Source organism: Myxococcus sp. MH1 (assembly GCF_059738865.1).
The window spans coordinates 5,449,632-5,468,626 of record NZ_AP026947.1; the positions used below are offsets into that span (position 1 = coordinate 5,449,632).

Below are 18,995 nucleotides of genomic sequence, written 5' to 3' on the forward strand. Positions count from 1 at the left end.
GACCATGTTCGAAAGTCTGCTCATCGCGAATCGCGGCGAGATTGCCTGCCGCATCATCCGCACGGCGCGTCGGCTCGGTATCCGCACGGTGGCCGTCTATTCGGACGCCGACGCGGGCGCCCGTCACGTCCGCCTGGCGGACGAGGCCGTCCGGCTGGGGCCTCCCGCCGCGCGCGAGTCGTATCTGGTGGTGGAGAAGCTCATCGACGCGGCGAAGAAGACGGGCGCCCAGGCCATCCACCCGGGCTACGGCTTCCTCTCGGAGAACCCCGTGCTCGCCGAGGCCTGCGCGGCGGCGGGCATCGTCTTCGTGGGGCCGAACGCCGAGTCCATCCGGGCGATGGGCTCCAAGTCCGCGTCCAAGGCGTTGATGGAGAAGGCGAAGGTGCCGACGACGCCGGGCTACCACGGCGACGAGCAGGGCGTGGAGCGGCTCAAGGCGGAGGCCCAGCGCATCGGCTTCCCGGTGCTCATCAAGGCGAGCGCGGGTGGCGGCGGCAAGGGCATGCGCCGGGTGGACCGCGCGGAGGACCTGGAGGCGCAGCTGGCGTCGTGTCGGCGCGAGGCGCTGGGGGCGTTCGGCTCGGACCTGGTGCTCATCGAGAAGTACGTCGAGCGGCCGCGACACATCGAGGTGCAGGTGTTCGGTGACACGCACGGCAACTACGTGCACCTGTTCGAGCGGGACTGCTCGGTGCAGCGGCGTCACCAGAAGGTGCTCGAGGAGGCGCCGGCGCCGGGGATGACGGAGGCTTTGCGCGCGAAGATGGGCGAGACGGCCATCCTCGCCGCCAAGGCGGTGAACTACGTGGGCGCCGGCACGGTGGAGTTCATCGCGGACCCCGCGGGGAACTTCTACTTCATGGAGATGAACACGCGTCTCCAGGTGGAGCACCCCGTCACCGAGGAGATCACCGGCCTGGACCTGGTGGAGTGGCAGCTGCGGGTGGCTTCCGGTGAGCGGCTGCCGAAGACGCAGGCGGAGCTGTCCATCCGGGGCCACGCGATGGAGGCGCGCATCTACGCGGAGAACCCGGACGCGGGCTTCATCCCGTCCGTGGGTCGGCTGGTGCACCTGGTGCCGCCGGAGACGTCGCGGCACGTGCGCGTGGACACGGGCGTGGAGCAGGGGGATGAGATCTCCACGCACTACGACCCGATGATCGCGAAGCTCATCGTCTGGGGCGAGGACCGGGAGGCGGCGCTGCGGCAGATGCGCGAGGCGCTGGAGCGCTACCAGGTCGTCGGCGTGGCGAACAACGTGGAGTTCCTGGGCCGCCTGGTGAGGACGGCGTCGTTCTCCCAGGCGAACCTGGACACGAGCCTCATCGAGCGTGAGCGCGAGGCGCTGCAGCCGCCCAAGGGGGAGATTCCCGACGACATCTGGAGGCTGGGCGCGGTGGCGGTGCTCTCGCGGGCGCGTGACGAGGCCGCGAAGGCGGAGCCGGGCTCGCCGTGGGCGCAGCTGGATGGCTTCCGGCTGGGCGCGGTGGCGCCGTTCCTGGTGACGCTGCGTCACGGGGACGTGGTGCGGGAGATTCGCGCGGAGGCCTCTGGCCCTGGCACGTATGTGATGCGGGTGTCCGCGCCGGGGGGGCAGGACAGCGCGGCGCGGGTGCCGGTGCGGTTCACGGTGGGCGAGCGGGACGCGGTGACGCTGGCGTCGCCCGAGGGGACGGTTCACGCGACGGTGGTCCCGGTGGGGGCGCGCTGGAGCGTGTTCGCGCGAGGCCGGCGGTGGGAGCTGGAGTCGTTCGATCCGCTCGACGTCGAGGCGACGGCCCCGGAGGCAGAGGGCGGGCTGCGCGCGCCGATGCCCGGCAAGGTCATCGCGCACCTGGCCGAGGTGGGGGCGAAGGTCTCCAAGGGCACGCCGCTGCTGGTGATGGAGGCGATGAAGATGGAGATCACCATCTCCGCCCCGCGCGATGGCGTGCTCGCGAGCTTCCGGCATCACCCCGGTGAGCAGGTGAGCGAGGGGACGGAGCTCGCGGTCATCGAGGAGAAGGTGGCCTGAGGACAGCGGGGGCAGCGTCGTGGGTCTCCGACGCTGCCTTTGGTTCATCGTGGAGTGAGGCTCGTGTCGTGGCCCGGCGCCGGATTCTCGCCGCCGCCTGGCGTCGCGGCACGCGCTCCCCCTGAACAGACTCTCAGGGGTTTTTCACGGGAGCCGACTGGAGTCGGATCCGCGCTGGGCGGCCGCCCGCTTGCGGAAGTCGATGATCGGCGACGCGTCGAGTCGCCACACCCCGTCGATGCGACGGAGCTCCATCGGGATAGGAGAGTCGGAGCCCTTCATGAGGACCCACTCGAACTTCTCCTCGATGCGGACGATCTTCATCTCGCGGTAGTGTTTGCCGAGTTCCTCCGCCACGTCCGCGGGGTAGGCCCCTTCCGACCATAGGATTGCCGCGTCCGGGTGGTCGATGATGAGGGGGCGGATGGCCTGCTCACTGCCCGTGAGGTTCGCGAGCGCGAAGCGCCGATAGACATCCTCCGGAGAGCCGGGGACCTCAGGCTTCTTCGCGCATCCCGCCGCCATCACCAGACCCAGACTGAGCGCCACCATCACGGTCGTCGTACGTCCGCTTTGCATCTCGATATCTCCTGAAGCCTACTGCCATGATGTTCAGTGGTTTTTCGCTGCGAGCCTTGGCTGAGATGGTACGCACTGGGTGTGCAATGCCTACATGAACAACTTATCAGCTACTTTTTCGAGGGCCTGTCACCCTCGCGAACAGGATTCTGGAGGCCAATGCCTACATGAACAGCCCTTCAGCCATTTCCAGCCCTCTCGAGCAGCGATCATACAGGGGCCGTGACTCGTGCCTACATGCACGAACCATCAGGTAGGCCTGCATGAGAGGAGAGCAATCCAAGACAAAACAGACATGTCTATCAATGCAATGATAGACATGTCTGTTTTTTTGGTTCGTCGCGGAGCTACTCGCCCGCGCGCTGCTGGTTGAGCCGGTCGTAGTGGCGGTAGCCCAGCTTGTCGAGCGCGCTCGGCGGCGCGAGGCCGATGTCCACGAGCGTCTTGATATCATACGTCCCCGCGAGGACCGGCGGCGCGTAGCTGCGGATGGCCGAAGGCGTGCGGAACTTCTCCAGCGGGAACAGCACCGCGCTGGTGTGCACATGCACGAAGTGCGCGGCGGACTGACGCTGCCAGCCCGCGACTCCGGGCGCCGTAATCACGTGGGGCGTCGCCAGGAACGTGCCGCCCGTGAGGATCTCCAGCTGCTGTCCCACCTGCGCCACGATGCAGCCCGCCGGCGCGGTGCCACGGACCTTGCGGCCCTGCGGATCCTCGTCCGTCGCGCGCGTGCGCAGATACAGCCCGCTCTTGTCATCCGGGCTCGGCGCCGGCTTGCCCTCGGGGTTCAGGAACCGGCCACCGGGCAGCAGCGTGAGCAGGTTGAAGTCCGTGTGCTCCTCGCCCCAGACGATGTCCGTGTTCACCTGCTCCGGCCGCAGCGGCAGGTACTGCAGCGCGCGGGTGATGTGCGGAGCCCGCTCGCAGAGCGCGGTGAAGGTGTCCTCGGGCAGCCCCAGCGCCACCGCCGAGCCTCGCAGCAGCTTGAGGCCCGCCTCGTGGAGCGAGCGCCCCAGCGTCACGATGCCTTCCTGGAAATACTCCGGCGCGTCGGGCGGCCAGACGTTCTCCGGATACAGCTCCGGGAACTCCATCGCCGCCACCTCGTCGTTGGGGTAGGGCGCGACGAAGTAGCACTCCTTGAAGTCCGGCTGACCATTGCCAGCGACGGCCACCTCGGTGTTCGGCGGCGTCCAGCCCCGCTGGTACCAGAGCTCCGCGCGACCGTAGGGCTTCTTCGCCTCGGCCGAGCGCGCGATGAAGGCCGCGAAGGCGTCGTAGTAGCGATGGAGCGCCTGCGTGTCGACGCCGTGGTTCTTGATGTACACGAGACCGAAGACGCCAAACGCCTCACGCAGCGCCGCCGCGGCGCGCTCGATGCGGCTCGCCTCGCCCGAGGCAAGGTCTGCAAGGTCGACAGTGGGGATGTTCAGCGAAGAGGTCTCGGCCATGGTGCCCCCAGGTTTATCGCTCCTGGCGACCAAAAGGGAGGGCCTCGTGGGTGCCACTACCCCTGGTATCAGCGCCCCTCCCCAGACAGGGCCGAACCACCAGGGCCCGCACTCACCGCACCACGGGCAGCGGGAAGCTCCAGGGCTTCCCATCCGAAGCCACCGCGTGGCCCGTCACCTCCGCCGCCCCATGGCCCTGTCGCTGCGGCTTGAACGTCGCCTGCGGATTCCTCGCGGACGCCTGCCCTCCATGGAACACCGCGAAGCGCGCGGCCACCGCCCCCACCGTCGTCAGCACGTCCGCCGCCACCTGCTTCCAGCGCTGCCGCCCCGGGAGGGCATCCACCACCAACCCCGCCACCGAGCAGGCCCGGGAGGTCTTCCAGAGCGCCCCCGAGAGGCCCTCGGACAGCGGCCGGGCGACCTCCGGGGCACGGCGAGCGTCGAGCTCCACTGCGTGCGCCATCACCACCTCCGCGGCCTTGCCCGCGAGGCGATACGGCCGCAGCACGTCCGCCTCACGCTCCGTGTGCGGCGCCAGGGACAGCAGGCTCCCCGCGCTCGCGCTCGCCGACGCCATGAAGAACAACGGCAGGGTGCGCCGCGTGGACTGCCACAGCGGCACCGCCGTGTTGTTCAGCAACACCGCCGTGTAACCGGCCAATGGCATTCCTAGCATCGCGGCCGAATACCCCGCGACCTTGCCCGTGACACCGAGCACACCTCGCGAGCGACCCAACACCAGTCCCACCGTGTTGAGTGCTCCCGACAGCGCCAGCACCCACGATCCCACGCTCATCGGTGACGTGGGCCGGAACACCCGCAGCATGTTCAGGAAGCGCGTCGGGCGGCCGAGGTCGGCGATCAACAACCCCGCGCTGACCATGTCCCCCGCGGTCCCCAAGATCCGGCAGCGCCGCGCGAGCGGCTCCATCGACTTCTCGCCAAGCACGTCGATGGCCAGCCCCAGCAGGCTCGCCGCGCCCGCGACGCCGCCCACGAAGAGATACGCGGGCACGGTGGCGATCCACACCGGCTGCTTGATGGCGGCCAGCCCGTGGTAGCTCGGCGACTCCGCGGTGTCCGCGACGAAGTGGGAAGGAACCCGAGCCTGGAACCCATGGGTCGGATTGGCGCTGTCCAGGTCCATCACCCGCTGCTGTGCGCCCTCGCCGAGCAAAGTCCCCAGGTCCGGGTTCACATTGCGGCCATCCGAGCGCCGCTGGAGCTTGTCCAGGAAGGTGTCTTCGGCGTCACGCGCGCTCATGGGTTCCCCCGGCGGCCGAGCAGCACCGCGCCCACGGCCATGGCCGCCATCCCCAGCGCCCCCACGGCCACCGCGCCCCAGGCCTGTCCGGCCTTCATCGTCGGGACGACGGGGTCGGGCGGCAGGTTGTAGACCTCCGGGCGATCCACGAGCAGGAAGAAGGCGTTGAGCCCGCCCGTCCCCGGCTGGTTCGTCGCGTCCTTCCCGTAGAGATAGGCGCTGATGATGCCCTGCGAGTGCAGCTCACGCAGGCGGTTGTCCGCGCGCTCGTGCAGCACGTCGAGGTCTCCGTAGACGATGGACTCGGTGGGACACGCCTTCGCGCAGGCTGGCGTCATGCCCTCGCCAATCCGGTCGTAGCAGAGGGTGCACTTCCAGGCCCGACCGTCATCCGGTCTCCGGTCGATGACGCCGAAGGGACAGCCCACCACGCAGTAACCGCAGCCATTGCAGACATCCGGCTGGACGTAGACCGTGTCGAACTCCGTGCGGACGATGGCGCCCGTGGGACACGCCTCCAGACACCCCGCGCGCTGACAGTGTTTGCAGACGTCCGACACCATCAACCACGAGAAGTCGCCCACGCCCGTCGAGTGGCCCGGCATCGGCACCGGCCGCTCCACGAAGGCCACGTGCCTCCAGGTCGAGCAGCCCAGATCCCCGGTCTGGTCATAGGACATCCCGGTGAAGTGGAAGCCGTCATCGGGGAGCTGGTTCCATTGCTTGCAAGCCACCTCACAGGCCTTGCAGCCGATGCACACCGTCGAATCGGTGAAGAAGCCCTTGCGACTCATGCGCTATCGCTCCTCGTCCTTCTTCTCCTGCCAGGGGACATGGTCGACGTCGCCCGCGGCGAGGCTGTCGCGTCGGTGCGGCGCCAGGTCCGAGGGCAGGGCGGGAGGCGTGGCACCCGTCGCCGCCCGGGCCCGCGTGGCGTGGCGGCCCGCGATGAGGTCGCAGGTGAGCGCCTTCGACTCCTGGATGTCCACGTTGGGGTCGGCGACGAAGCCCAGCAGCTCATTCGCCCCATCCCCGCGCGAGCGGCCCGTCACGCCCCAGTGATACGGGATGCCCACCTGGTGCACCGACGTGCCGTTGAGCTTCAGCGGACGCATTCGCTCGGTGACGAGCACGCGGCACTCCAGGTCTCCGCGCGCTGTGCGCAGCGTGGCCCAGCCGCCGTTGCTCAGCCCCCGCTCGCGCGCCAGCTCGACGGAGACCTCGCAGAACTGCTCCGGCTGGAGCTCGCTGAGCCAGGACAGCCAGCGACTCATGCCGCCCGCCGTGTGGTGCTCGGTGAGCCGGTACGTGGTGAGGATGAAGGGGTAGCGCGGGTCACCCCACGCGCGGTGGTAGGGGTTGCCCTTGCGGTGCCACTCCAGCCGCGTCGGATTGCACTGCTGCCCGTAGAGCGCGTTCTTCACCGGCGACTCCATGGGCTCGTAATGCGTGGGCAGGGGGCCATCGAGCATCCCGCTCGGCGCGAAGAGCCAGGCCTTGCCGTCGGCCTGCATGATGAATGGGTCATCTCCCGCCAGGGACTCGATGCCCTTGGCGCCGGGAGGAGGGCGATGGTCCGGAGGTCGGTCCGCGATGCAGTCGGGGACATCCTCGCCGGTCCACTTCCGCTGCGTCTCGTCCCACCAGACGTACTTCTTCCGCTCGCTCCAGGGACGGCCCTGCGGGTCCGCGGAGGCCCGGTTGTAGAGGATGCGGCGATTGGCGGGCCACGCCCAGCCCCACTCGGGCGCCACCCAGGTCTGCTCGTGCCCTGGCTTGCGGCGCGCCGGCTGGTTCACGCCCTCCGCGTAGGCTCCGGAGTAGATCCAACATCCGCAGGCGGTGGAGCCGTCGTCCTTCAGCGCGGTGAAGCCGCTCACGGGCTGGCCATCTGTCACGGTGTAGCCGTTGATCTCCCGGAGCACCGCCTCGGCGCTCGGTTCCTCGAGTGCGCCGTGGGTCGGGTAGTCCCATGTCAACTGGCGCAGGGCCTGGTCCCTGGGCGCTCCCGAGGCCGCGTACAGCCGCTTGAGCCTCCGGCCCAGGTGGAAGGTGAAGTGCAGCTCGCTGCGCACGTCCTCGCGGGGCTCCACCGCGGCGTGGTGCCACTGGAGCATCCGCTGCGTGTTGGTGAAGGAACCGTCCTTCTCCGTGTGCGCGGCGGCCGGGAAGAAGAAGACCTCCGTGCGGATGTCCTCCGTCTTCACGTCGCCGCGTTGGACCTCGGGGGCCGTGCGCCAGAACTCGGCCGTCTCGATGAGCGTGAAGTCGCGCACCACCAGCCACTCGAGCTGACGCAGGCCCTTGCGCTGGAGCGCCCCGTTCATGGATCCCACCGCGGGGTTCTCGCCCATCACGAAGTAGCCCTTGATGCGGCCCTCGGCCATGTCGACCACCGTCTGCATGTGCGAGTGATTGCCGGTGAGCCGGGGCAGGTGCCGGAAGCCGAACTCGTTCTCCTCGGTCGCCGCGTCCCCGAACCAGGCCTTCAAGAGCGAGACGACGTACTTGGGGAAGTTGTTCCACCAGCCCGTGCTGGACGTGTGGGACGCCAGGTAGTCGGCCAGGGCAGGGGACTGCGTGGCGCTCGGCATGGGCAGGTAGCCGGGCAGCAGGTTGAACAGGGTGGGGATGTCCGTGGAGCCCTGGATGGACGAGTGCCCGCGCAGCGCGAGGATGCCGCCGCCGGGCCGGCCGATGTTGCCCAAGAGGAGCTGGAGGATGGTCGCGGTGCGGATGTACTGCACGCCCACCGAGTGCTGCGTCCAGCCCACCGCGTAGCAGAACGCCGTGGTGCGCTCGCGGCCGGAGTTGTCGCAGAGCGTCTGGGCGACCTTCAGGAACTGCTCCTCGGGGACGCCGCAGACCTTGGCGACGATGGCCGGGGTGTAGCGCTGGAAGTGGCGCCGGAGGACCTGGAACACACAGCGCGGGTGCTGGAGCGTGGGGTCCTTGATGGCCTCGGTGATGAGGGTGGCGTGCGTCTCGCCTTCACCCGCGCCGGGCTCCGCGTAGAGTTCCTTGTGGCCGGACGCGGGAGTGGGGCCCTCGACGCCCTCGTAGCTCCAGGAGCTGACGTCGTACTTGTTCTCCTTCGGCAGGAAGCCACTGAAGAGCCCGTCCAGGTCCTCCGTGTCCTGGAAGTCCTCGCGCACCAGGTTGGCGGCGTTGGTGTAGTGGACGACGTACTCCTTGAAGTAGCGCTCGTGCTCGAGCACGTAGCGCACGAGCCCTCCCAGGAACGCGATGTCCGAGCCGACACGGATGGGCACGTGCTGGTTCGCCACGGCGCTGGTGCGCGTGTAGCGAGGATCCACGTGGATGACCGTCGCCCCCCGGGCCTTGGCCTCCATCACCCACTGGAAGCCCACCGGGTGACACTCGGCCATGTTGGAGCCCTGGATGAGGATGCAGTCAGAGTTCCGCAGGTCTTGTTGGAAGGTCGTGGCTCCGCCACGTCCCAGCGTGATGCCCAGACCGGGCACCGTCGATGAGTGTCATATGCGGGCTTGATTCTCCACCTGGACGATGCCGAGGGCGGTGAAGAGCTTCTTGAGGAGGTAGTTCTCCTCGTTGTCGAGCGTGGCGCCGCCCAGGTGCGCGAGGCCCAGCGTGCGCTGGACGCTGAAGCCGTTGACGTCGGTGTCCTCCCAGGTCTCGTCGCGGGTGCGCTTCACGCGCTCGGCGACCATGTCCATGGCCTGCTCCAGCGGGAGGCGTTCCCACCCGGTGCCGCCAGGACGGCGGTAGAGCACGTGCTGGACGCGGTGGGTGCCGGTGACGAGCTGGAAGGTGGCGGAGCCCTTCGGGCACAGGCGGCCCCGGGAGATGGGCGAGTCGGGGTCGCCCTCGATGTCGATGATGCGCTCGTCCTTGACGTAGATGTCCTGTCCGCAGCCCACGGCGCAGTAGGGGCAGACGGATTTGACGACGCGGTCCGCGCGAGCGGTGCGGGGCTCCAGCGTCCGGCTGCGCTCCGTCATGGCCGTATCACCGAGCGCCTTGACGTCGCCGCGCGCAATTTGACGCAGCACGGGCCAGCGGAGCATCAGATCGAGGATTCCCACGGCGGACCTCCCGGTCGGCGTCATGCCGGCGCGCGTCCGGATGATGGGGGCGAGCGCGCATGAAACAGTGGCTCTGAGCGGCGCGGTCACCCGCACACGTCAGGGGCCTGACGGTTCCGAGGATGAGTTGTCTTCAGTTGGATGGCTGTTTCAGGTCGACCCCGCACCCGGCTGTCGTCATCCCCCGCACCGCACGGGAATGAGAGTCGTTCCGTCGGACACCCTTCGGGTTGTTGCTGAACATTGCGCTGATTATCGTGCGTGGATGCGAGCAGAGATTCCGCGGATAGGCATTCCCTATCCGTCTGACATCAGCCCGGATGCGGAGGCCTGTCGCGCGCACACCTCGCGGTGGCCGTCATCGACTTCATGGCCTGGGGCCTCATCTTCGACGCCCCGTTCGACGGACCGCTGGGCCGAAACATCGAGGCCAGCCGCGCCTTCGAGGAGGCCGTTACAGCGACTCCGAGCAGCTCCGCTCCAAGGACGGCGCGTGGCCATGGGGCTCGCTGCTCCACCCTTCTCGGGAGCAAGCCAAGGCGTCGTGACGACAGCCAACAGGAGGGTTCCATGCACAGCCGCGTTCCTCGAATCGACCTTCGCTACGTCGCGGGCATCAGCCCTGACGTCGAGGCCACTCGGGCGCATACCCTGCATTGGCTAGCCTTCCAGGGACTCATCGTCCAGCCCGAAGCCCTGCGGACCTATGACGCGAGCCGGTTCGACCGGCTGTCCGCGAGGATGTGTCCGAACAGCCGGGGGGCGGGCCTCGACCTGGTGAGCGACTGGATGGGGTGGCTCTTCGTCTTCGACGACCAGTTCGATGGACCGATCGGCCTCGACCTCGAGGCGACCCGCGCCGTGCTGGACGAACTGTTGGCGGTGATCCAGGGCTCGGCCCCCCAGCGGTACCCCTCATCGCGCCTTGGCGCCGCCCTGCTGGAGTTGTGGGGGCGTTCGACCGCTGGCGCGAGTGCGTCCTGGAAGGCACGGTTCACCCAGGACCTCGCCGGGTACTTCGAGTCGTACTACCAGGAGGCGCGTGAGCGCACGCAAGGATGGCCCGTGGACCTCGAGACCTATCTGCGCACGCGACGGCTCTCGATCGGCGTCCTGCCGAGCCTCGACATCTGTGAACGCTCCGAGGGACTCGACGTTCCGCCCGCCGTGCATGGCACGGAGGACATGACGACGCTGCGCTCGCTGTGCACGGACGTCGTGGTGATGGTCAACGACATCTATTCAGCGCCCAAGGAGGCCGCGAGCGGGCAGATGCACAACATGGTGCTCCTCCAGATGCATCACGAGGGCTGTGGGCAGGCCGCCGCCATGGACCAGGTCGAGGGTGAGATCGCGAAGCGGGTCGAGACCTTCGCCGCCGTGGAGCAGCGGATACGACAGGGCGTCCAGTGCATCGAGACCTGGAGCGTCATCGACCGCGACATCGCCGCGATCAAGAACCTGATGCAAGGCACCACGGACTGGACCCGCGAGACGGCTCGCTACGCACAGCCGTCTCAGGGGGCTCGGGAGAGGGTGACGGGATAGGTCCTCGTGTCGCGCCGGATGATCAGGATGGCGGGGCTGCCCGGCGCCCCCAACTCACGCTCACGTGCCTCTCCCGCCGTCAGCACCGTGGCGCCATCAATGGACTGGACGATGTCTCCCACGCGAAGCGCATCGCCGTGCATGCTCTCGAGCACGCCGCGCACCAGGACGTCGTCTCCGGCCATCCCGAAGAAGATGCCCAGCCGCCCCGGCTCGATGCGCGGTGGGCCCAGCTTCCAGTCGCCCACATCCTGGCTCTTTCCCACCGCCAGCGTGAGCTTCTTCTCCGCGCGCTCCGTCTTCTCGCTCCAGGCGATGAGCCGGTGCTGGCCCGGCGCGACATCCTCCACCCGGAACCGCCCATCCGCGCCCGTGGGCGCCGAGGTCAGGCCATCCACGTCCACGAACGCCTGGGCAATGGGCTTGCCTGCCTTGTCGACCAGCCGGCCCGAGATGGCACTGCCCGGCTCCACCACGACGTCGACCGGGGTCGTCTGGCCCGCAACGCTCATCGTGTCCGCCTTGCCCGCGCGACCGTCGGGCAGCGTCACGGACACCGTCACGGCGCCTGGGTTGACGTCCTCGACCACGAAGCGATCTCCCGCGAGCTCCAGCTCCTGTCGCGACAGGAAGTCGTCCTCGCTCTTCGTCGCGGAGACCACCAGGCGGAAGCCCTCGATGCTCCGGCCTCCCGCCGAGCGGACCGCCCCCGTGAGCCGCCCTCCGGGCTGGAGCTGGATGACCAGCGACCTCTGCGTGGCCGGCACGGAGGGCAGGTCGCCCCGGCGCCCGCCATTCGTAGCCCAGATGTGCAGCGGCTGGGTGCCCAGTGAGTCGGCGACCAGCGTCACCTGTCCCGAGGCATCCGTGGAGTCCTCGAGGAAGATCTCGTTCTTGCCCGCCTCCGCCCCCATGACGGTGGCCGAGACACTCGGCGCGCCATTGGGTTCCAGCACCGTGACGGAGAGGGGACGCTCCGCCTCGCGGACCTGCAGGTCCACGCGCTCGGTCGCGCCCGCCTTCAGGTCGACGACCTTCTCCTGGTCGCTGTTCTGGTTGCCCACGTCGACGAGCCATGCGGCGACGCGGTAGCGCCCGGCTCGCACTCGCATGCTCCAGTTGCCGTCCGCCGCGGTGGGGATCTGATGTGCCTCCGTGCGCGCCGTGTCCGCGAGCTGCGCGAAGACCGTCACGGCCGCCGTGGGCACGCGCCCGTCCGCGAGCTTCACGGTTCCCTCGAGCGTGCCTTCGCCCCCCAGCTTGAGCTTCACCTGATGTGTCTGGCCGGGGCTCACCGCCACGCGCTCGCGGACATGGAGCTGACTGCCCGGCCGGCGCGCGGCGACGAAGACGTCACCCGGCGGGACGTCCTCGAGAACGAAGGCACCCTGTGCATCCGTCACCGACGTGAGCACGCCTTCCATGGGCATCATCCGCCAGCGACGCTCGGGGGTGACCTGGATTCCCGCGAGAGGTTGGTCGCTGTCGTCGACGACCGTGCCCTCGATGCGCCCATTGGCGTCCAGTTCGGCCAACATCTCGAAGCGCTGACCCGCGAGCACCGTGATGCCTTCTCGCCGCAGAACCCGGAAGCCCTTCGCCCGGACCGTCACCGAATAGGAACCCGGTGCGAGGTTCCCCGCATCGAAGCGTCCGTCCGTGCCGCTCGTGGCGCTCGCGACCTCGGCGGGGGCGGCGTCGAAGGTCGCCACCATGGTGCCCGGGGCGATGGACACCGTGGCTCCCGCGATGGGCACGGAGGTGCCCTTGCCGCGCACGATTCCCGTGAGAGACGCGGCGGCGCCCAGTCGGATGCGGACGTCACGGAGGGTCATCCCCGCGCCGACGACCGCGCGCTCCCGCGCGGTGCCCGTCAGCGCATCCAGCCGCGCCGACACTTGATAGACGCCCGGGGGCACATCGAGCGAAAACCCACCGCCCGCGCTGGTTTCCGTCTCGAACGTCTCGCCCATGCCCGTGGCCGTGACGCGAGCCCCCGCCGCCGGCTTGCCCTCCGGCAGCTCGACGAATCCCTCGATGAAGGCCGAGCCATCGAGCTCGACGACGAGTCCGGAGGCCGGAGCCTGGACCCGGGCGATGCGCCGGGTCGAGTGGGCGGGCGCCGTGACCTCGAGCTGGTATTCGCCGGGCGTGAGTCCTTCGCAGCGGAAGAGGCCGCGCTCGTCGGCCGAGGCTTCGTGACGTTCCTCCTCCGGAACGGAGGTGGTCGCGACGGAGGCGGAGGCCAGCACCGTGCGCGGCGTGAGCGTGAGCCTCGCGAGAGGGACGGGGGCCTTCGAGGCGCGCTCGACGACCGAGCCCGACAAGGTCACACCCTCGCCAAGGGTGAGGCGTACGGGCGTGAGTGCCTCGCCACGAGGACGGGTGAGCGACAGCCTCGCGGTGGCGAACCCCCGCGCCTTCGCGGTGACGAGGTACGGACCGGGCCTCGCGGGGAGTCGCAGCGTGCCCGTGGCGTCCGTGGTTCCTCGCCCCGCGACGAACCACGTGGGGCGGCCTGTCTCAGGTGAACGCGGCCCCTGGACGTAGAGCGATACCTGCGCTCCCTCGACGGGCCGCGAGCTTCCGCGGACTTCGACCTGGACGGCTCCTTCCTCCTCGCGCATCGCTTCGGCGACCGGAGGTGTCCCTGTCGCGGGAGCCTGGGCCACGGTCCCTCGCGAGGTGGAGGGTGGCGCAGGCTTCGCCTTGGCCGACTCACCACGAAAGGCGGAGTCGGACGCGGCGGGAATCGAGGCGTCTCCCCCCTCTGTCGACGCCGCGCGCCAGATGAAGAGCACACCCACGAGCGCCAGGCCGATCGCCACCGCGAAGACAGTCTTTCGACTCATTGTCCCTCCCGCGCTCATTCTCTCGCCAGACGGACCGGGAGTGCCAGTCCCTCGGCTGTTCGCCGCGACGTTGCAGGAACTCCGAGCGCTCGTGACTCGGCGAAGACCGCATCCGACGAGCTTCGAGGTGGGCCTCGACAGGCCACGGAAGGCACCGAAGCGGCGCGTGCAGCGGCAAGGTGCCCGGCCGATGGACTTCTCCTTTCGCGGCTCCCTCTCGTTACCTATGTCGTCGTGCTGGCTCAGGCCCGCTCGAAGGATGGAGGAATCCGATGCAACCGGTGCGACATGTCCGGGTGAAGGTGTGCTGCATCTCGTCGCGCGAGGAGGCGAGACTCGCGGTGGAGTGGGGCGCCGATGCACTGGGGCTCGTCTCCAGGATGCCCAGCGGTCCCGGTGTCATCGATGAAGCGCTCATCACCGAGCTCGCCGTCACCACACCTCCCGGTGTCTCCACCTTCCTGCTGACCTGTGAAGAGGACGCCGAGCAGCTCATCTCCCAGGTCCGTCGCACCCGCGTGAACACCGTGCAGTTCGTCGACAGCCTTCCGGTGGAGACACTGCGGCGGCTGCGCGCGGCGCTGCCCGCTGTGAAGCTGGTGCAGGTGGTCCACGTCGTCGATGCCGCGTCCGTGGAGGAGGCTTGTGCCGTCGCTCGCGAGGTGGATGCCTTGCTGCTCGACTCCGGCAACCCGTCCCTCGCGGTGAAGGAGCTGGGTGGCACCGGCCGCGTGCACGACTGGTCCCTCAGCCGGCGCATCCGTGAGGCGGTCGCCGTCCCTGTCTTCCTGGCCGGGGGCCTCAAGCCCGAGAACGTGGCGGAGGCGATTCAATCCGTGGGACCGTTCGGCCTGGACGTGTGCAGCGGACTGAGGACTTCGGGGGCGCTCGACGCCGACAAGCTCCAGCGCTTCATGCGCGCGGTGCGGGCCGCCGAAGGCTGAGTCGACGCGGGAAGGGCCCAGGGGAGGACAGCGGGCCTGGGCCCTCGGGCGATACCGGGCCTCCGCCAGCCTGCCTATCTCCCGCTTCCCACCGTCCCCAGCGAGGTAGCCCCATGTCGGACCGTCCCGCGACGCTCGTGCTGTCTGGTGGTGGAGGCAAGGGCGCCTTCCAGGTGGGCGCCGAGCGGGTGCTGCGTGAGGTGCATGGCTTCCGCTGGGAGCGCGTCTTCGGCGTCTCCGTGGGCGCGCTGAACGGCGCCGTCATCGCCCAGCGCGAGTACGAGCGCCTGACGGACCTCTGGATGAACCTCCGCGAGTCGGACGTGTACCGGAGATTCCCCTGGCTCGTCGTCGCCCTGCGCATCGGCCTGCTCAACAAGCTGGGCATCCATGACAACACGCCCTTGAGAGATCTGGTCGAGCGCAACCTCGCCGGAAGGCCCTTCGCCATCCCCGCCCACGTGGGCCGCGTGTCGCTCACCTCGGGGCAATACGAGCTGGTGTCGAGCGACGCGAGCGACTTCCTCTCCGCCGTCTGGCAGAGCGCGACCATGCCCGTCATCTGGGAGCCCATCGGTCCCCAGGCCATCGTCGACGGAGGCCTGCGCAACGTGACGCCGCTGGGCGACGCGCTCGGGTACTCGCCCACGGAGATCGTCGTCATCGCCTGTTCTTCCTCGCGACTGGAGCCCGTCCGCCATCCCGCCAACATCCTGGACGTGGCCCGTCGGAGCCTCACGGACATCACCCTCAACGAAATCCTGATGAACGACGTGGATGTCTTCGTGCGCATCAATGACATGGTGAGACAGGCCCATGAGCAGGGGACGTCGCTCCGCGCCCCGGACGGCAAGCCGTATGTCTATTGCCGCATCACCGTCATCGAACCCACCGCGCCCATGGGCGATACGCTCGACTTCTCCCCGGAGATGATTCGCATGCGCCTGCGCCACGGCGAGGACCGGGCCCGCGCGGTGATGCGGCCGACAGGCGTGGGCCCCGGAGAGCGCATGCCCCCGCGCATCGCCGCCCAACTGGAGCCCATCCTCCATTCCTGAGCCGCCATTTCGAAATGTGGGGGCGGCTGGCTACGATGCCTCCCGCCCTGCCGCAACCGGGGCGCGGGAGGAGCACGGTGGGTGAGCTTCAGCGAGTGGCGGTGTCCGGACCTGGCGCGGAGGACTCCGCGACCGAGCGCCTCGCAGCCCTGGTCCGTCGGGCGCAAGGCGCCTCGGAGGAGGAGCGAGGACTTCTGGCCGAGGACATCAACACGCTGCTGCTCCAGTTGCCCTCCGCGCCCGACCCCCAGCGCAGCGCGACGCTGGTGCGCTCCTACCTGGAGACACATGCCCTGGCGGGGCTCGGCACGCCGACGATGCCGTCGACCATCGCCGCCACCCAGGCGCTGCTGAGCCTGGGCTACCCCGATGCGCTCACGCTGACACCCGAGGAACTCGACGCCCTGCGCCAATGGCAACGGCAGCGCTTCGCGGTCCCCTGGCTCATCCTCCTCGTGACGTTGTTCGGGGTCATCCTCGTCCAGCTCTTCCTCCTGACCATGGGCTCGGAGAACGCGCTCTTCGTCCGCTTCAACGCGACGCTCCGGGCCCTGTCCGGCGAGCCCCCGGCGCCGCCCACCCTCATGGAGCTCCATGAGGAGCTCGTGCGGAACTCGGCCTACCGATTGCTGTTCGCCCAGTTCGTCGCGGGCGCGGCGGCCTTCTTCTACTCGGTGACCGCGGGCCGTCGGCGCGGAGGCCGGGCCCGCGCGCGACGCGTCTTCCTGACGCTGGCCGGAGTCGGAGCGGCCATGGCCCTGTTCCAGCTCCCCGCGAACGGGTGGATCGCCGCCACCACCTTCACCGCCGCCGCGGGCGCCTTCTTCTGCGCCGCCAGGCTGAAGCCGACCTGAAGGGGCCGTGACCGGCGACTCGTGACGTCTCTGTTGAAGATTACGTCGGACACCTGATGTACACGGTTCTCATGACCTTCAACTTGATGCGGTATCTACCGCTTTCCATTCTTCCCATGCTGTTGGGCTGTGGAACCCCCGCCGACGAGAAGCCCGCCGCGGTGCTGATGACGCGCGCGCAGGCCCTGATGACGGGGACTCCGGCGTCCACGGGCGTGCTGGCGTTCCTCAACAGCCGCTCGACGACGGTGGCCGTGCTGGACAACGAGGTGCCGCTCAACGCGCTCACCGCGCAGAGCCTGGTTGCGTACCGCAACGGGCCGGACGGCATCGAGTCCACGGCGGATGATCGCCACTTCGTCTCCATCGCCCAGGTGGACGCGGTTCCGCAGGTGGGCCCGGCCGCGCTGGAGGCGCTGGAGGCCTATGTCCGGGGCACCGGCCGCGTGGAGATGCCGCTGGACGAGCAGGTCGGCATCTTCCACGGCATCGCGTTCAACCTCGCCGAGGCCCGCCGGGTCATCGCCGCCGCGAACTCGGCGCCTCTCAACGTCCTGCAGGGCACCGTGGGCCTGAGCGCGGCCCAGGCGCAGGCCATCATCGACGCGCGCCGCATCGACCATCTGGTGGAGTTGTCCCGCCTGCCGTTCATGGATGGCGCGGGGCTGCAGGCGCTGAAGAACCACGTCGCGCTCGCGCCGGAAGGTGACCCGTGCACCGGGCCGAACACGTGTCAGGCGGGCCTGTCGTGCACGGGCCTGGCCTTCGGAGGTCCCATCGCCTACGGCCGCTGCCGCAACACGGCGTACGTGCCGGGCGACGGCGACAGCTGCTCCGTGCTGCGTCCGTGTGCCGCGGGCCTGACGTGCTCGGGGCCCCAGTCCGGCGCGGAGGACGGGCTCTGCCGTCCGTCGTGGATGGCGGGCACGTTCACGAACCACGCGGACCTGTCGCTGCCGGCCTCGACGACGACGCCCTGGGTGTCCACGGTGGGCGTGGTGGGGCTCGCGACCGTGCCCGAGGACATCACCGTGGAGCTGGACCTGGTGCACGCCCAGCCGTCGAAGCTGGTGCTGACGCTCGAGGACCCGGGTGGTGAGACGGCCCTGCTGTGGGACGGCCCCAACGAGGGCGTGCCCCCGGCGCGCATCCCCGTGACGCGGGGCATCCCGCGCGACGGCACCATCAACGGCAAGTGGCTCCTGCGCATCTCCAACCCCACGGGGCAGGGCAGCGGCACGCTCCGCTCGTGGTCCGTGAAGCTCACCAGCCGCTGGGACTGAGGTCGGAGGGAACCTCCGGGGCCGCGCGGGTGTCCGCGCCCGCGCGCGCCTCCACTCAATACGTGGCAGGGACGCCGCTGCTCTTGGCCTGAGCGGCAGGCACCGCCGCGGCCGTCGCGCTCCGCAGCTCGGGAACCGTCGAATCCCCTCGCGCATCAGATGGCGGTGAAGGGACTTCCGGAGCCTCATTGAGCTCCTTGTAGAAGCGACGGCCGATGAACACGCCCAACACCAACGACAGGACCAGGCCCGCGGCGGACACCGCGGTCATCACCGTGCGTCCCTGGGCCAGCCCGCTGCCGAACTGCGCGGTGAGGAAGGTGCCGGGAATGGTGCCGAGCATCACCCCGGCCACCGAGGGCCAGAACCGCGCGCCACTGGCGGCGGCCGCGGCCAGCATCACGTCGGTGGGGCACAGCGGGTTGATGCACATGGTGAACGAGAAGAGGAAATCGTTGCGCTTCGCCGCGCGCACGAGCGCCGGGTACTTGCCGCCGGCCAGGCGCTTCATCGGCCGGGTCCCCAGCTTGCGTGCCAGCACGAAGAGCAACATGGCGGCCAGGAAGCTGCCCGTTAGTGAATAGAGGGTCGCTGCGAGCGTCCCGAACATCATCCCGCCCACGGCGGTCATGAGCTGCCCGGGCAGCAACGTCAGGGGACGTACGGCGAGGAAGGCGATGTATGCCAAAGGCGCCGCATCACCCAGTGGGGCCAGCAGATCCGAGAGATGTCGCTGGTCGATGAAGTCCGGCCCCAGGAGCCGGAGCGTCAACAGTCCACCCACGGACACGAGCATCGGGGCCAGGACCCGAAGCCATGTCTTCGCACCCTGCGCCACGCAACGCCTCCCCGCGGCACGAGAACGCGCGCCGCGGGCATGAAAGTGAGTGTCGGTTCGGGAATCGGCAATGCGGAGGGAATTGTTTTCAACAAGAGAGCGTCCTGCCGGGCATGCCTCCGCCGGGAAAGTAAGCAGGGCGAGCTTGACGAACCCACCGGAATCATTGGGGTTTTGGTGTGGTGGGTCAGGCGAGAACGGCTGGCGGTGTACGGAGCTTGCTTGCATCGGGGC

Annotated in this window: 12 protein-coding genes and 1 pseudogene; 6 read left to right on the forward strand and 7 right to left on the reverse strand. The window is 69.1% G+C overall.

From position 1 onward, the window contains the following. The first annotated feature begins 4 nt into the window (after positions 1-4). A complete protein-coding gene (locus tag AC6JA9_RS21480; RefSeq protein ID WP_223748631.1) occupies positions 5-2,017 on the forward strand; it encodes an acetyl/propionyl/methylcrotonyl-CoA carboxylase subunit alpha in 2,013 nt (670 codons plus the stop codon). Between the two features lie 144 nt (positions 2,018-2,161). On the opposite strand, the gene AC6JA9_RS21485 is transcribed toward AC6JA9_RS21480, so the two are convergent. The 5 genes and pseudogenes from AC6JA9_RS21485 to fdh form a co-directional block, all read right to left on the reverse strand. After that, positions 2,162-2,572 (reverse strand): hypothetical protein, encoded by a 411-nt coding sequence (locus tag AC6JA9_RS21485; protein WP_483577906.1) that lies wholly within the window; start codon positions 2,570-2,572, stop codon positions 2,162-2,164. A 371-nt stretch (positions 2,573-2,943) separates the two neighbouring features. Beyond that, positions 2,944-4,050 (reverse strand): isopenicillin N synthase family dioxygenase, encoded by a 1,107-nt coding sequence (locus tag AC6JA9_RS21490; RefSeq protein WP_223748629.1) that lies wholly within the window; start codon positions 4,048-4,050, stop codon positions 2,944-2,946. Between the two features lie 112 nt (positions 4,051-4,162). Further along, positions 4,163-5,317 (reverse strand): NrfD/PsrC family molybdoenzyme membrane anchor subunit, encoded by a 1,155-nt coding sequence (nrfD, locus tag AC6JA9_RS21495; RefSeq protein WP_497957756.1) that lies wholly within the window; start codon positions 5,315-5,317, stop codon positions 4,163-4,165. Next, positions 5,314-6,111 (reverse strand): 4Fe-4S dicluster domain-containing protein, encoded by a 798-nt coding sequence (locus AC6JA9_RS21500; protein ID WP_223748627.1) that lies wholly within the window; start codon positions 6,109-6,111, stop codon positions 5,314-5,316. The genes nrfD and AC6JA9_RS21500 overlap by 4 nt, the downstream gene beginning before the upstream one ends. 117 nt (positions 6,112-6,228) lie before the next feature. Then, a pseudogene (gene fdh / locus AC6JA9_RS21505) lies at positions 6,229-9,366 on the reverse strand (formate dehydrogenase); the annotation flags it as partial. A 588-nt stretch (positions 9,367-9,954) separates the two neighbouring features. Here fdh and AC6JA9_RS21510 point away from each other — a divergent pair. Next, positions 9,955-10,932, forward strand: a complete 978-nt coding sequence (locus AC6JA9_RS21510) for a terpene synthase family protein (RefSeq protein WP_497957757.1) — start codon at positions 9,955-9,957, stop codon at positions 10,930-10,932. On the opposite strand, the gene AC6JA9_RS21515 is transcribed toward AC6JA9_RS21510, so the two are convergent. After that, positions 10,902-13,784 (reverse strand): carboxypeptidase regulatory-like domain-containing protein, encoded by a 2,883-nt coding sequence (locus AC6JA9_RS21515; protein ID WP_497957758.1) that lies wholly within the window; start codon positions 13,782-13,784, stop codon positions 10,902-10,904. The genes AC6JA9_RS21510 and AC6JA9_RS21515 overlap by 31 nt on opposite strands. A 272-nt stretch (positions 13,785-14,056) precedes the next feature. Here AC6JA9_RS21515 and AC6JA9_RS21520 point away from each other — a divergent pair, with 272 nt between their 5' ends. The 4 genes from AC6JA9_RS21520 to AC6JA9_RS21535 all read left to right on the forward strand — a co-directional run bounded on the left by AC6JA9_RS21520 (position 14,057) and on the right by AC6JA9_RS21535 (position 17,923). Further along, on the forward strand, positions 14,057-14,728 hold the full coding sequence (locus AC6JA9_RS21520; RefSeq protein ID WP_408890411.1) for a phosphoribosylanthranilate isomerase: 672 nt from the start codon (positions 14,057-14,059) through the stop codon (positions 14,726-14,728). A 113-nt stretch (positions 14,729-14,841) separates the two neighbouring features. Further along, positions 14,842-15,786 (forward strand): patatin-like phospholipase family protein, encoded by a 945-nt coding sequence (locus AC6JA9_RS21525; RefSeq protein ID WP_223748623.1) that lies wholly within the window; start codon positions 14,842-14,844, stop codon positions 15,784-15,786. 77 nt (positions 15,787-15,863) lie between these two features. Continuing rightward, a complete protein-coding gene (locus tag AC6JA9_RS21530; RefSeq protein ID WP_497957759.1) occupies positions 15,864-16,640 on the forward strand; it encodes a hypothetical protein in 777 nt (258 codons plus the stop codon). A gap of 116 nt (positions 16,641-16,756) precedes the next feature. Continuing rightward, positions 16,757-17,923, forward strand: coding sequence for a proprotein convertase P-domain-containing protein (locus AC6JA9_RS21535; protein ID WP_497957760.1), 1,167 nt, complete (start codon positions 16,757-16,759; stop codon positions 17,921-17,923). A gap of 55 nt (positions 17,924-17,978) precedes the next feature. Here AC6JA9_RS21535 and AC6JA9_RS21540 read toward each other — a convergent pair whose 3' ends face one another. After that, positions 17,979-18,719, reverse strand: a complete 741-nt coding sequence (locus AC6JA9_RS21540; RefSeq protein WP_255653314.1) for a TVP38/TMEM64 family protein — start codon at positions 18,717-18,719, stop codon at positions 17,979-17,981. Positions 18,720-18,995 lie beyond the last annotated feature (276 nt).